We start from the raw sequence: 15,555 nt of genomic DNA, 5'->3' as shown, positions 1-15,555 counted from the left end.
TGATCATAGCTATGATAACAATTGGTCTACTGAGGGCAACACCAACCCATATACTGGTGAGCGTGGTACCAACGAGCGCCGTGGCTACTAATTAAACCTTAGTAGCGGCCATATTAGCTTGGTGCCAACGAGCGCCGTGGCTACTAATTTAGCTAGGCTATGGCTGCAAGGACAGATCATTTCTTCTACAAGAAATCTTTAGTCTGTAGACATATGCGGCCATAGTTCAAAGACTAGTCTTTAATGCCTAGCATTTGAGATTTATGTTAGGCCATCTAGTCTTTGAGAGCGAGGGCTAAAGCTACTGCATCGCTAATTGAGTCGCTGTGCAGTGGGTCGATGCGGAAATTTTTTCCTGACGTATTTGCTTGAGATGGTGTTTTCTTTTGCAATGCCATAGTTGGCATTACTTGGTTAGTAGCATTAATCTTATTGATAATGGTCTCGTCCTTGAGGATATGGCCGTTGGCAAAACGTGCCCACTCAGGGCCAAGCTTTGATAACACTTCTGTGGCTGATTTAAAGGCTGGTTTTAGCTGCAAATCATCGTTGGTGATCCCTTGGTTATTATCAAACAGTGGGAATAAACTGCCAGTGTTGACTGTCTTCTTTTGTACACTGATATTGTTGAGGCAACCTCTAAGACCAGCAAGCTCAGTTACATATGGGCTAACCGTAAAACAATCTTTCCTTGGAAATTTTGTGAATCTATCTTCAATTGGAGGGGCTTTAAGCATAATGTCAGTGTAGTGCTCGATGTAGTGGCCCAATGAGATCAATGTCATCAAGAGGACATTAGACAAGAAAGCAAAGCCCTTGTATGCATCTTTACAGTTATAAAAGTAATCTGGCAGCACTAGTAGGTTATACAAGAACTCGCGCCATCTATAATGGAACTGGTTGTAATTAACAATCAGCGGATAGAGCTCTTCAATGGCAAGTGGCTTATCTAAGTCTGACTGAGCCACTACGAACATAGTGCTCGAGAGCGCGTGTTTATTAAGAAGTTGATCATTGCAAATGACTGTAGCTTTGATCTTCCAGTTGACATCACCATTGTTGTCATATTGTATGAACTTTGGTTGCTCGCCTATCTCATAGCTAATTTTCGAGTATTTCAAACCTTTTGGCAGCACATTTTCAAGAAAGTCTCGTGCCTCTATGTGTGATTTGAAATTTTTAGATGTATTAATGAGCTCTTGAGTACTCTTTACTTCTTGTATGGCCTGAGAAATAAGGCTGTCTCTATCTTTAGTTTCAAAATCTGGTATAGATAGTACTGACAGATCAAGATCGTATACAACCTCGGTTGGAACGTGCTTTCTTCGTGGTAGAGGTCGTATCTTTTCACAATGCAATCCCTTGCCAAGCTCGATACCATGACTATTGATAAGCGGGATCATGTCATCAATTTCGGTATGAATATGCTCACGATACATCGGGCTGTTGATGTGTAGCTGACAGATGAGATTTAAGCCGAGAGACTTGATGTAGCCTACCAGCGGATTAGAGATGAGCTGGCCTTCAACAATGACTTGCTTGATATCTGGGTAGAGCTTTAAAACTTTTGGCAAATTCTCCTTGACGAAAGTGTCAATGAAAGTTCTGCCACGAGGTTTAGTTGTACATACAGCATATGTTAATGGTATGCCTGTAGCCGCATCACAAATAAAATCGTATGTGTTCTCATCAGCTTTAAATAGTCTTCGTGAGTGAGCTACGATAAAGACTGCTCTTACCTTATGTTCGGGGGTAAATTGAGTAACGATAGGGTAGGCTAAATCTCTAAAGAGCCTCTGACAATCGGCAACCTTGCCAAGCTGAGCAAAGCCTAAAGCACTAGTGAACTGATTGAACAGCAAATAGTCTTGGTTACGCTCAACCTTCATGAAGGCTGGATAAAATACTTTAAGCTTGGGCTTATCAAATAAGTGACGAGTTTCGTAACCTTGATGCTGACAGCTATAGAGATCAAAGAGAGCTTTGGTAATAAGCACATCTCTATTAAGACCGACGATCTTCTTTTGGCCGATATGAGCGACAATTTTCTCAATGATGCCAAAACGTTCAATGGCACCGCTCAGCAAAGGTAAGAAATCAATATTAAAACTACTTAGTTTCTTATCCTTGTTATTAGCGGAGACGAACTTATACAGGTCCTGAGCTCTTATAAATGAGTTTAGGTCTACTTCACTCTTTTTAGATAATATTTGATCGATAGTGACATCAGAAACTGTAAGGCCCAAAGACACCATAGTCTCAAGCATTGCAAGCTCATTGAGCTCTCTAATTGAGATTGGATCTTTGAGGCTACTGACTTTGAACTTACTGTAGTCTCTGCCAAATATAAAGGCGTACTCACTAAACTTAGTAAAGTGAAATTTGCGCACGACTTCGACAAGCTCATGGTCAAGGAGCACTACATCGCTATCATATGAACGTTTTACCATTGGAATATCCCTCGCCTGTCGTACCCTGCTTGAGCGCTTTTGTCGTTAAGGCCTTTTATCCAGTGTGTATTAGAATCTGTAGGCCGTGAAGCTCTCTGTTCGTAAATAAGACAGAGAGCTTCAGCGCTTAGTGCAAAACTTAGAGTTTTGGATCAGTGATAGGACTGATGGCCATGAGGTTGTTAGAGCCGTCCTTTTTGAGCATCTTGCTGTTTTGACGCAGCTTTAACATGGCCTCGGTGAACTCAGGTGGTAAGTAGGCATTAGAAAGGCCAAAGAGTAGGGACTCAAAACCTCCAAGCTCATTTTGGCTTGCAGGAGACATGTGACGTACGCGCAGACGGTTTGGATCAATGCCAGCTTGCTTAGCTGCATAGGCAATAGCGTCAGATAAGTTACCCACCTCATCAACTAAACCTAAAGTCTGAGCTTCTTCAGCCAGGAAGATTTGGCCTTCGGCAAAGATCTCGTAGGTATTTGCTTTTAAACCACGGTTCTTAGCAACTAACTCCACAAAGTCTTTGTAGGTCTTTTCAACTGCTAAGTTGTACATCATCTGTTGAGAGTATGGCATTTCCTTAGCAATTGGAGCTTGAGCAAGCTCATTTGTCGCTACACCATCTTGGTAAGCACCATATTTGTTAAGTAGACGATGAGCACCAAAGCTCAGACCAAAGACACCGATAGAGCCAGTAATAGTGCTCTGTGTGGCAAAGATCTTCTCAGCTTGTGAGCCAATCCAGTAAGCACCTGATGCCGCTGTACCATTCATAGACACAATAATTGGCTTAACAGTGTACTTTTGTAAGGCCTCAAGAGATCTACGAATCTTTTCAGATGCAATGACACTACCACCAGGGCTGTTTAAGTACAGCACTACAGCAGCAATATTGTCATTCATCATTGCCTCTTCAATCTGAGGAGCGATATTGTCATAGGCAAAGTCGCTTGGTCTTTCAGGATAATCGGTGATTTCACCAATACCATAGATAACAGCAACAGTGTTTGAACTTGCCTTCTTGCCTTCCTTGAGGCGACGCTCAATCTGGCGCTTAGCCTCCGAAATTGCTTCAATATCGCTAAATTGCAGCGGGGTACGATTGTTATCAGCACCGCGATCGTAAGATCTATCAGTACCGTTAGCTGTATAGTTATAGCCATTGGCCTGCAGCTTAGTAGCACCGCCAGCGTCCGCAACAGAACCAGAGCCTACAGCATCGGCACTAGCAACTGCAGTAGCCACAGCATTGGTAACAGAAGTAGCAGCACCCACAGCATCGGCACTAGCTGCACTTGTAATAGCGCTAGCAGCACTAGCAACATCAGTACTCTTGCTAAGTGTAGCTGCAGCTGATGATAGCGGACTTACTGAAGTGCTATTGGCCATGATGGAGTTCATGGAACCAATGATTGCTGCAGGACGTACTTCGATTTGAGAAAGAGCGCCGGCTTTCTTATCTGAAGTGAGCGCATGGTGGCGCATTAGATAATCTTGGTAAGTAATGATCGCAGGGCGATATGGTCGATCGTAATCGGCATTGACCTGCTCGCTAAGCTCCTCGTAGTAGAGGTTGAGTGGCATAATCTCATCAACTAAGCCTTGAGCTAGCTGCAGCTGAGCGCGATCGCCGCCATAACGACGAATCCACTGAGCATAGATATTGGCCTCAGGCAAGATCTCACGAGATTTAACTGCGATCTTAGAACGAGCGCCGATGGATTTTTTATAAATATCCCATGACTTAAAGGCAATGGCTTGATACTCACGACGCACATCAGGAGACATGGCATTGAGCATGAAAGGCTCAACTGCGCTCTTAAAATGGCCGGCACGGAAAATATATGGAGTAATCTGAGCCTTTTCGAGCATGTCCTTAAAGTACAGTGAGGTCATGGAAATACCTCTTAAGTCCACCTCACCTAAGCTATCCATAACAATCTTGTCAGCATGGGCTGCAATGGCATAGGCAGACTGAGAGATGGTAGTACCAACGACCACAACCTCACGGCTAAATTCAGAGCCCTCAGCGCGTTTGTCTTTTGCCTTGGCTAATTCCATAGCACTGCCAATACGCTCAGCCACAGACAGAGACACAGGGTTCATGCCGTCGACTGAGATGATGACTTTCTTAATGGTAGAGTCATTAGCACTAAGCTCTAATGCCTTTTCGATAGCCACTAATTCATGACTCATCTTGCCGTATAAAGCACTTTCTAACTCACGCTGCAGTACATCAATCTGTGATGAGCTAAATGGAATTTCACTAATTGGACCATTAAGGTCAAAGTAGAGTACCTCAGCTTTATCTGCAATGGCGTTAATCTGATCTGCAGTAGTGGATGAAAAAGAGATGCCGTTTTCTTTAAGTGATTGCACGGCCATATAGCCGCCAAAGACAAAGAACATCAGCAGTAAGAAGATAATGTTAAAAACGAAGTTACGAGCAAAGGTAATCCATGAGCCGATAGTGAGCATTACATTGCACACTGGGCCGTGATCAGAGCGCTTTTTGAGCTCATACTTATCCCATGGCACCTGAATTGTTTGCTCTTGATTAGGTGCAAAGCCCTGATTTTGATTAAAACCTTGTCCTTGGTTTGGAGAAAAGCCTTGACCTTGGTTGGCTGTGTAGCCATGGTTTTGATTTTGGTAATTGCTAGGACCACCTTGATAACCATAGCCACGATTAGCGCCTTGATTATTGTTATAACCACGGCCATAGCCACCCTGATTATCAGCGCCAGCGTAGTTGTTGCGATTTACATAACCTTGCTCTGCATAGCGATTATTGGCAGAACCGTAGTTACGTGAGCCGTACTCTCCGCTACCTTGGGCATTGTTGTTCTGATAATTGGCGTATGAACCATTTGGAGTAGCGTTCTGATTACGCTGTTGTCCTGAACCGTAGTTTCCGCGTTGATCGCTCATCTTCGTGCCTATGTCAAACGTCTTAGCAAGGGCATTGCCCTGACAAACCAAGCTTAGGTAGTTACGCAAGCATACTATGCTGTCATCATCTTATGCAGCTATAGCCTAATTTACTCGCAATACTTTAAAAAAGTGCCTCTATTTGAGCACACAACCTAAATGACCTAACTATTTTGTGCAGCAATTGTAGCATGCATAATTGCTAGACCTTTGTCAGGTGTAAAAAAGAACCAAAATAGCCACACCAAGCCCCGCTAAAGCCATGGTAGCGCCACGTATCAAGTGTAGCGAAGCAGCAGCTAAAGCCAAAGCGGCGCCATGTATCAAGCACAGCAAAGCAACAGCCTATAGCAGGCGCTTAGATGATGGGCTTATGGCATTTATTGGCAAGATGAGTTATTGCGCTTATAAAGCATAAAGCTAGCACCAAAAGAGGCTTGCAAAACTCAGATAAGTTGCAGAAAGTGGGGCTAAAACTGAAGGGAATGGCAAAGAGTGGGGCTAAAACTAAAGGGAATGGCAAAGAGTGGGGCTAAAACTAAAAACCCCCGCACTAGGCGAGGGCTGTTAATAGTTTGCGAGGTAATTTAACTAAAGATAGTGATTCTTACTTAGCAGTCTTGAGAGTAGAGATTTCCTTTGCGTGCTTCTTTAAGTCATCGGTCATGTCGTATCCGAACCACTTGGTGGAAATCTTGCCAAACTCGCCGTTCTCAACTAAGCGCTTGAGGCCCTCGTTAATTACAGAGAGGAGCTCCTTGTTGCCCTTAGCTACAGCGATACCATAGTACTCGCTCTGAGCTGAGTCGATATCGCGGGATACAACGAAATCCTTGTTCTTAGGATGTTGAGCTAAGAAGAAGTCGTTAACTGGACGATCGTTTACCACAACATCACAGCCGCCGTTTTGCAGCTCTAAGTAGGTCTCAGGTGGAGTATTGAATTGCTTTAAATCAGGCTTTTCCATGGTCTTTTGTAAGTATAAAGCACCAGTGGTTCCGATCTGTGTGCAAATCTCAGCCTTCTCAAGCTTGTCAAAAGAGTCATACTTCTTAGCATCATCCTTCATAACTAAGTAAGTAAGACCGCAGCGGTAGTAAGGGTCAGAGAAGTCAACACGCTCAGCACGCTCTGGAGAGATGGTAAAGCCAGAGATGATAAGGTCGATGTTGTTGGTCATTAAGGTTGGGATAATACCGTCAAAAGGATAGCCCTTCATATCAACGGTGTAGCCCATCTCTTTGGCAATGGCGTTGATTAAGTCAACGTCAAAACCAATGAGCTTGCCCTTGTCATCAGTGTAGGTGAATGGAGCGAAGGCGGCATCACAGCCTACGCGGAGAACCTTAGGGTCATGGGCAGCAGTTTCGGCAGCATGAGAATGTGCCACATTTAAACTCAGTGCCACGCCCATCGCCAATGCTGATACTTTATTTAGGTTTCCCATGATGTAAATTCTCCAAAAAGATGAACAAAGTTCTTTTAAGTAACGTGCCAAGCAAGAGGTTAGGTAAGTTAAAAAGCCAAAAGCTAAACTTGCCCTCATGCTTGACGTTAAGCCTCTTTAGTTGCTAGCGGCATGTGATGCTATGGCCTCTAGTCAAGTTTTGAGACTAAGTGATATATGCTTAACTTAAGTATAAAACTAAAGTGCTTAAGCTTAATACAAAGTTTGGTACACGTATGAGCCAAACTAAGAATAGGCATATTTTAGCGGACTTTTTAGTAAGATAAGTCTTTCTTGCACAAATGTGAGCAACAATCACAAAAACTACAATTGAATGCTACGGTATAGGGCATACTCCCCTTAATAGGGCAAAATCATTGCTTTTTGACCTACATACAGGATTGCATACACGTTTAGAGCAGTTTTTTGCCTAACGGTGCACCAAAATAAGTCTATCACTGATAGTAATATTAGTCATTGCAAAGATAAGCATCCTGTCAAAGCATAAGCAATTGTGAGCTGCATATGTAAAGAAGCATTTGTTTGCATCTCTTAGCTTTTTTACAGCAAGTTCAGGTAGCATATAAGTAGCAATTGCGAGTGCATCAAAACTTAGTGCAACTAACAGTTCGCACTGTTAATTATGCTTACTTAACTGTGGCGTTAGATAAGTCTAGTTAGTAGGCAAAATACGAGTTGGCCAATACTTTAGAATATACGTATAGTGTAGCTCGTACTACAAATACTGTGCGGACATGCCTTAACGTTAAAGGTACATGGTGGGTATATGCAAAAAGATCAATATGAAGATTCATCTCAAAGCCTGGCACAATCAGGCACTGAGCTACAGTCACACTCGTCAGAAACTCAGCTACAATCACACTCAAGTGACAATAGCTTAGCATCTAGTGATACAAGCATGCTCAATGAGCAAAGCATAGAAGCCTCACCAGTCAATCAATCCACTCATACCAATGAGCAAACTATGAATACAAATAACCTCTCAGGCACAAATCAAGGCCAAGGCCAAGATCATGGAGCCGAAGCCCATGGCCAAACAGCGCACGCCTCGGTACAGGACAATCAAGGCGGCATGTATGCTCAGGGCAATCTACCAGTGCAGCAAGGCCAATACGTAGCGCAAGGTCAGCAAGCACAGCAAGGCCAATATGTAGCTCAAGATCAGCATGCACAGCAAGGTCAGCCGAATCAGTATTCCAATACAACTCAGCATGGGATGCAGTGGGGGATGAGCCAGCAGCCACAACAGCCGCAGCAACAGCAACCACACCAACAGCAACTACAGCAGCTAGGCGCAATGGAACAATTTGCTCCGCAGCAAGGACAGCATAGCACTATGGATCAGCAGCCACACCAACAAGGTCAGCAAGGCAACATGGGCCAATATCCAAACCATGGCAACATGGCTATGTCCAATGGTAAATACTATGCCAATGGTGCATCCATGAATAATGGTTATGCTCAGGGCAATCAAGGTAACGGCGCAGCCATGAATAATGGTTATGCACAGGGCAATCAAGGCAATGGCGCTGCCATGAATAATGGTTATGCTCAGGGCAATCAAGCTAACGGCGCAGCTATGAATAATGGTTATGCTCAGGGCAATCAGGGCCGTGGTGCAACGCATGGAGCTGATGTAAGTGCAGGCAATGCTAACTCCAAGGGATTGTTGGCACTTAAGAGTGGTGAGTGGTCATCAAACCTTTCTATGCATATTTTGATGATTGCAATCATTTCCATTTTGCTGCTCATCCCAACCCTCTTTTTTACATATGTGCTCGATGATCGTATGGATAACCAAGAATATGCGGTCGACTCCATTGTGGAGCCATGGGGTTATAGCCAGCACTTTGGTGATCCAAACATTCTGTTGCATATGGATGTGAGCTCTTTATTTAAGGTCGAAGATGACAGTGACGAGAAAAAGATTAAGGTAGAAGACAAGATCATTATGGCTATTGCCAGCAAAAGCGATTCTCAAATCGATATCGATTTTGAAAAGCGCTATAGAGGCAATTATGAGGCTACCTTATACAAGACTACTGTAGTGCAAGAGGGCTATATTGATCTTGCTAGAGCCATTGGTAATGTAGTTTCAGATAATAGCTCACGCAAAGTGTCCTTGAATGCAGTTGAGTTCTTTGTGCCTGTGTCATACTCTCGTGCCATTGATGATATTAAGTCCATTACTTTAAATGGTAAGGCTTATATGGTTGAGAGCATTAAGCATAATAGCCTGAATGGTTTTGGCGTTACTTTATTGCAAGATGATATTGAAGAGATATTAGCTGGATCTAATGTCAGCAAAGTTGAGCATGATCTTGTAAAAGGATCTAAGCAAAGCTCCTCATCAATTGCATCTAATGTTCCTGCACTCAAGAACACCTTTGATGCAGATGCAGAACGCGTAAATGAGGATAATACTGCAGTTGCTACCGTTGGTCGCATGAGCAAGGCAACAGATCCTGGCATGGTACGTTATAGAGTGGAGTATGTATTACGTGGCTCTCAAAAGCTCTTATTTAGACCTTTAGGCCAGTCAACAACCACAGCATTTAAAGGTGAGTGGTCTAATCCTTCATATACTGGATCATTCTTACCAAGTGAACGCACCTCTGATGAAAAGACCTTTAGTGCAACCTACTTACAAAACAACATCGCCACTGCTTTACCTTTGGTGTTAGATACTGAAAAATTATATCTCTTTAGCAGTGATGACTCTTATTGCTTAGACTTTTCTAACTCCATCACCTTCTACACCTTAATTGATAGATTGACTAAGTACGTATTGCTCTTTATCTCCATGTGCTTTGTAACTGTCTTAGCTTGCGAGATTGTGATGAGTCGTATGGTGTCATTAGCTCAATACGTAGTCATTGGTGTAGCTCTCATCATGTTCTACATGGTGCTGTTAGCTTTAAGTGAGCACACTTCCTTTACCTTTGCTTATATCTGCGCTTCACTTTTGATGTCGGTAATGATCTCGCTGTACTTAAAAGCCGCACTTAACTCTAAGCGCTCGGCCTTAGCAGTATGCATCATGCTGCTAGCTATGTACGCCGTACTCTTTGCCATTGTGCACATCGAGGCTTATGCATTACTCGTGGGTACCATCTTGCTCATAGCCATGCTCGGTATCGTCATGTACATTACCCGTCGCATTAACGTTAAGGTTAATTTCTAACAAGCTTCAAAGCCCATCAGATAATGCCTATGCATTAAAAGATGGGCTATAGCTTGGTTGTGAATTACTTTTCTTGAAGCTTTAGGATCATCACTATGGATAATGCTAACAGCGGCAATGAGGCACACAAAGATAGTGCATCACCCAACATAACCTCAACTCATGATGCTGCAGACGATCAGTCCAAACCCAAAGGCAGTGATCTTGCGCACTCTCAAGGCAATGCTGCAGAGCAAGCCAGCACAAACGCAACTGTAGAGCATGCCAGTGCAAACGCAACTACTGAGGATGCCAGTGCAAACACAACTGCTAAGCAAGCAGCTCAGGCATCAGAGGATGCAAAGGCAGTGGCATTTGAGGTTGAGGCTGCACTGCAGATGCAAGATGAGAAGCGCAAGGGACTTGAGGAAAAGATGAAAGAGATCTTTTCTGGTAGCTTTGGTGCGGGCGATGATGTCTTAAGAGTGCCTGAGCGTAAGAAACTCACAGGGCATATCTTTGCGCTGCTTGGTCTTGGCTTCTTGCTCTTGCTGTGCGGCAATATCTTGTACATGTTTGAATCAGAGCGATCTTATTTGTATAGCGAGGTTGCAGACAAATACACCAAAGTTTGGGGTGATATACAAAAGCTTTCCGATCCGGTTATAGCCATTCCTGCAGCAGTGCCAAAGAAGTGTGATTCAGACGATTGTACCGGCAAGTACAAAGAGTTTGGCTCCGGTATGCTCATTGGAGGAGCAGGCAAGGCTGAGAGCTCAATTCGTATTGATAGCTATAACGTATCAGAAGGTCCATTTGATGTTGGTCTATACAAGGCTTATGTAAGACAAAAGGGTTATCTAGAGCTTGATATTAATGCAATTAGCTTTTTGCAAGAAAATCAATTGCGCACCAATCTTGTCTACGTTCTCATCTACTTAAGCGACTATCGTTCATTAGAAAAGATTCATACGCTAAAGCTTGCGGGCGTGGATCGTCAGGCAGTAAGTTTGTCGCCTTTTACTGGTTTTGCTGTTGCACTTAGTAAAAAAGAGGTGCTTGATCTTATCAATAGCACTCAAAGACATAGTGCTCCTAAGCTTACATATGAGTTTATCTATTCTTTGAGGGGATCAAATAGCTTTACGTATACACCACTAGCATCTCAAAGCACTATGCTCATAGCAGGCAATGGCATCAAACCAGAAATTCGAGATAAATCAGGTCTCCTCAGATCAAATCTGGTGCATATACGTGGCTCAAATATAATATTAGAAGATGATGGCACCACTTCATTAGATTTATCGACAGATAAGCTTATTTCAAGTACCAATATCTTATCTACATCTACTGACAAAGATTTTGGTAACTATGCTAGAAAAGATGGTGAACAATCTAGCAGTGCAATCTCTATCGGACATGATGAATATGATAGTCAGGCGCTAAAGTCACTCTTTGAGATGGCAGGCACTAGCTATGAGATGAAGTTTACTACTGACAATATTGTCTCGTATGAATATCTCTATCAGACTTTATTTGATCTTTACAAGATGGATAATGATGAGGATCGCTACTCTAATCATGAATGGCAGTTTAGAAACTACTTCAATCGCACCAATGAGGTAGAGCTGTATTTCTCGCCTAACTACTTTGACACAACTTATGAGTTGTTTGAGGCAATTTGCTTATACAGCATCTTGATGATGATGATTGTCTTTGTGACCTTGCTGTCCATTGAGGTATCCATCAAGCGCATGATCTCAAGGCTGCAGTACTTTATTTGCGGTCTGGGGATCATCATATTCTATGTATTCTTGTTAGCGCTTGCAGAGTATATGAGCTTCTTTAATTCCTACATTATTGCTGCGCTCATTACCTCTAGCATGCTCTCAGCTTATATCTACTCAGCAACTGAGGCAAAGAAAGCTGCTGCGATCTTGATGGCTGTTCAGCTTGTTGGACATGCTTTAACTTACGTCATTGTATTTGTAACTGGCCTGGGTTTACTCATATCTACGGTCTTACTGGTGATCATGTTAGGCGTTATTATGTTCATTACACGTAAGATTAATCGCCAAGACTAGTAACAATCAAAACTGCCCAATGCACTTTGAACAGTGCCGTTAAGGCAAACTCAAACTCAAAGACTGGGCAGCTTTTAGCTGCCCATTGTCATTGAGCGCCATAGCGTTTTAGGAACACGTACATATTATTATGCAGCAAAGAGTGCAGCGACACTGTATAGCCTAAATCAGTAAAGGCATGCGCCGCATCACCACCACCCAATTATAGATGGAACAATCCACTAGCCTAGAAAAGGGTGATGGAGCGACCCACTAGCTTAAAATGGGAGTTTGCAAGGAGCACAGCAATGTAGACGGCCAATTGCTGATTCAATGCAAGACAAATGGGCATTACAGGGCACGTTACTGGCAGATAGTGTAAAGAGAGTGCCATGTGCATGTGCGGTCAAGGCGCGTTTATGGCTTAGATTAGGGCTTTTGTGCTATATTTTGGGTGAACAATGTTCTGATATGTGGTCAGTTTCTAGCAAAAAGGCTATAATTTAAGGCTTAGCTGCGTCCTGTTAGGGCTTATTTTGGAGCGCTACAGAGGCGTTAAGATGTATCGTGAAAGCCTTTTTACTAGTGAGGCATTGCGCTACATTACATTGGTTTAGCAGGTTTAATCATTTGATTACTTGCTAGCTGCATACAACTAAACAAGCAGCAAAGGATTGTTATGCCCTTCTACGAATATCGTTGTTCAGAATGTGGTCACACATTAACTAAATTACAGTCAATGAGTGCCGCTCCGTTAACACAGTGTCCAGAGTGTCACAAGGATACCTTGGTTAAGCTTATTTCGGCTTCCAACTGCGATCTGAAAGGTGTAGGCGTCTTTGGTAGCTCTAAGCAGCCTTTTAAGAACGAAAGCTGCTCAACTCCAGCTGCTCCTAGTGCATGCGCCTCTTGCCCAAACGCTCAAAGCTAGGCAAGGAGCAAGCTTTTGCAGCGTAAGCTGCTAGCAATTTAGCAAGACGTTAGTTCACTTGAATATCTTGTGGTTGTACAAGCCCTTGCTACTTAGAAAAATAAGGGCATGGAGATGCTTGTGAAATTACAGCATCAATTTGAGCTGAACTTAAAGATTTCTTTCTTTACAAGCTAAAGGCAAATTCTATGTCAATGCGTTCACATTACTGTGATCAAGTCGGTCTGAATGAAAAAGATCAGACCGTTACCCTGTGCGGCTGGGTTAACAAGCGCCGCGACTTAGGCGGTCTGATTTTCATCGACGTACGTGACAGAACTGGTCTTGTTCAGGTAGTTTTTGAGCCTGACAATCAGCAGTTACACGAGAAGGCAGCAACTTTACGTAACGAGTTCTGCATCAAGGTAACTGGCATTGTAAAGCCACGTCCAGACAATCAGGTAAACTCCAATATGAAGAGCGGTGCAATCGAAGTTTATGCATCCGATCTTGATATTTTAAACAAGTGCGCCGTATTGCCTTTAGACTTCAATCAGGACAATACCGAAGAGCAGCGTCTGCGTTATCGCTACTTAGACCTGCGTCGTCCTGAGATGATCGCCAACTTCACCAAGCGTCACAGCGTAACTCGCTTTGTACGTCAGTACTTAGATGAGCACGGCTTTATCGACGTTGAGACCCCAATGCTGACTAAGGCAACTCCTGAGGGTGCTCGTGATTACCTGGTGCCATCTCGTATTCACCACGGCAAGTTCTATGCTCTGCCACAGTCACCACAGCTGTTCAAGCAGCTCCTCATGATCTCTGGTTTTGATCGCTATTATCAGATCACTAAGTGCTTCCGTGATGAGGACTTACGTGCTGATCGTCAGCCAGAGTTTACCCAGATCGATATTGAAACCTCCTTCATGTCCTCAGACGATGTGCGTGCTGTTATGGAAGACATGATGGTAGGCCTCTTTAAGAAAGAAGAGAATGTTGATTTAGGTAAGTTCCCAGTCTTAACTTGGACTGAGGCTATGGAGCGCTTTGGCTCTGATAAGCCTGATTTACGTATCGACTTTGAGCTTAAGTCACTTGATGATCTCGTTAAAGACAGCGAGTTTAAGGTGCTCTCAGAGCCTGCTAACGATGCTGAGTCACGTGTAGTTGGCTTTGCTCTGCCAGGCGGTGCTGCTCTTACCCGTAAGCAGATTGATGGCTATACCGATTACGTCAAGAAGCTTGGCGCTGGTGGACTCATGTACATCAAGGTTAACGAGCTTGCCAATGGCGCTGAAGGCATGCAGTCTTCATTTGCTAAGCACGTCACTGAGGAGCTGTTAGTCAATGTTGCTAACGCTTGTTCTGCTAAGGACGGCGATATCGTATTCATCGGCTGCGGCAAGACTGTAAAGTGCCAGACCTTCATGGGTGCACTGCGCTGTGCTACTGCTCGTGACCACAATTTAGTCAACCCAGGCTTCAAGGCTTTATGGGTTGTTCACTTCCCAATGTTCGAGATCACCGAAGAGGCTGGTCTTACCGCAATGCACCACCCATTCACAGCTCCTGCTGGTGTAACCCCTCAGCAGTTAATTGACCAGCCATTAAGCGTCTTTGCTGATGCTTATGACATGGTTATCAATGGCTATGAAGTAGGTGGCGGTTCTGTTCGTATTTACAACGAGGAAATGCAGAAGGCTGTATTTACCGTGTTAGGTATTAGCGAAGAAGAAGCAAGAACTAAGTTCGGCTTCTTACTCGACGCTCTGTCTTTCGGCGCTCCTCCACATGCAGGTCTGGCTTTTGGTCTGGATCGTCTTACCATGTTACTCACTCATACTGAGAACATTCGTGACGTTATTGCATTCCCTAAGACTACTGCCGCATCTTGCTTAATGACTGAGGCTCCTAACTTAGCCTCTGACGAAGCATTGCAAGAACTCGCAATTGCCATCACTGACGTAGAAAAGTAATCCAGGAGAATCATCATGGCAGGTCACTCCAAGTGGGCCAACATTCGTTTCCGTAAGGCTGCCCAGGACGCTAAGAAGGGCAAGATCTTTACTAAATTAATCCGTGAAATCACCTCTGCAGCTCGTTTAGGCGGCGGTGATGAAAGTGCAAACCCACGTCTGCGCTCTGCAGTTATCTCTGCATTAGCTCAGAACATGACCCGTGACACTATCAAGCGTGCTATTGAGCGTGGTGTTGGTGGCGGTGAAGGCTCAGATCTCGAGTCCATCACTTACGAGGGTTACGGTGTTGGTGGCGTTGCTGTTATGGTTGAGTGTATGACAGACAACCGTAACCGTACCGCATCTGACGTTCGTCACGGCTTTACCAAGTTTGGTGGCAACTTAGGTACCACTGGTTCTGTTGGTTACTTATTCACCAAGCAGGGCTTAATCAGCTTCATGCCTGATGAGTCAGGTAACATGAGCGTTGATGAAGAGACTGCAATGAACATCGCTCTTGAGGCCGGTGCTGATGACGTTGTTGTTAATGACGACGGTTCTATCGATGTAACCACCGCTCCTGAGAACTTTGTTGCTGTTGTAGATGCTTT

At 43.8% G+C, this 15,555-nt stretch carries 8 protein-coding genes; 5 read left to right on the top strand and 3 right to left on the bottom strand.

Features of this window, described 5'->3' with window-relative positions:
* Positions 1-275 precede the first annotated feature (275 nt).
* The 3 genes from RDO37_RS04800 to RDO37_RS04790 all read right to left on the bottom strand — a co-directional run bounded on the left by RDO37_RS04800 (position 276) and on the right by RDO37_RS04790 (position 6,787).
* Positions 276-2,450, bottom strand: coding sequence for a hypothetical protein (locus RDO37_RS04800; protein ID WP_308498297.1), 2,175 nt, complete (start codon positions 2,448-2,450; stop codon positions 276-278).
* 139 nt (positions 2,451-2,589) lie between these two features.
* The gene (locus RDO37_RS04795; RefSeq protein WP_308498296.1) at positions 2,590-5,379 is read right to left on the bottom strand and encodes a S49 family peptidase; all 2,790 of its coding nucleotides are present in this window, start codon (positions 5,377-5,379) and stop codon (positions 2,590-2,592) included.
* 607 nt (positions 5,380-5,986) lie between these two features.
* Complete coding sequence (locus tag RDO37_RS04790; RefSeq protein WP_308498295.1) at positions 5,987-6,787, bottom strand: basic amino acid ABC transporter substrate-binding protein; 801 nt, start codon at positions 6,785-6,787, stop codon at positions 5,987-5,989.
* An 826-nt stretch (positions 6,788-7,613) separates the two neighbouring features.
* On the opposite strand from RDO37_RS04790, the gene creD reads away from it, so the two are divergent.
* From creD to RDO37_RS04765, 5 genes are all read left to right on the top strand, one after another.
* Positions 7,614-10,031 carry a cell envelope integrity protein CreD gene (creD, locus tag RDO37_RS04785; RefSeq protein WP_308498294.1) on the top strand — a complete coding sequence of 806 codons (2,418 nt, stop codon included), beginning with the start codon at positions 7,614-7,616 and terminating at the stop codon, positions 10,029-10,031.
* 95 nt (positions 10,032-10,126) lie between these two features.
* Positions 10,127-12,094, top strand: coding sequence for an inner membrane CreD family protein (locus tag RDO37_RS04780; protein WP_308498293.1), 1,968 nt, complete (start codon positions 10,127-10,129; stop codon positions 12,092-12,094).
* 658 nt (positions 12,095-12,752) lie between these two features.
* Positions 12,753-13,004: an FmdB family zinc ribbon protein gene (locus RDO37_RS04775; protein WP_027940129.1), complete on the top strand. Its 252-nt coding sequence runs from the start codon at positions 12,753-12,755 to the stop codon at positions 13,002-13,004.
* Between the two features lie 194 nt (positions 13,005-13,198).
* A complete protein-coding gene (aspS, locus tag RDO37_RS04770; protein WP_308498298.1) occupies positions 13,199-14,962 on the top strand; it encodes an aspartate--tRNA ligase in 1,764 nt (587 codons plus the stop codon).
* A gap of 15 nt (positions 14,963-14,977) precedes the next feature.
* On the top strand, positions 14,978-15,555 hold a 578-nt coding region (locus RDO37_RS04765), incomplete at its 3' end, for a YebC/PmpR family DNA-binding transcriptional regulator (RefSeq protein WP_308498292.1).

The sequence above is a fragment of the uncultured Anaerobiospirillum sp. genome, assembly GCF_902485895.1.
Lineage (GTDB): Bacteria > Pseudomonadota > Gammaproteobacteria > Enterobacterales > Succinivibrionaceae > Anaerobiospirillum > Anaerobiospirillum succiniciproducens.
Note: the sequence above shows the minus strand (reverse complement) of the source record. Positions and strands in the feature narration are given on the sequence as shown.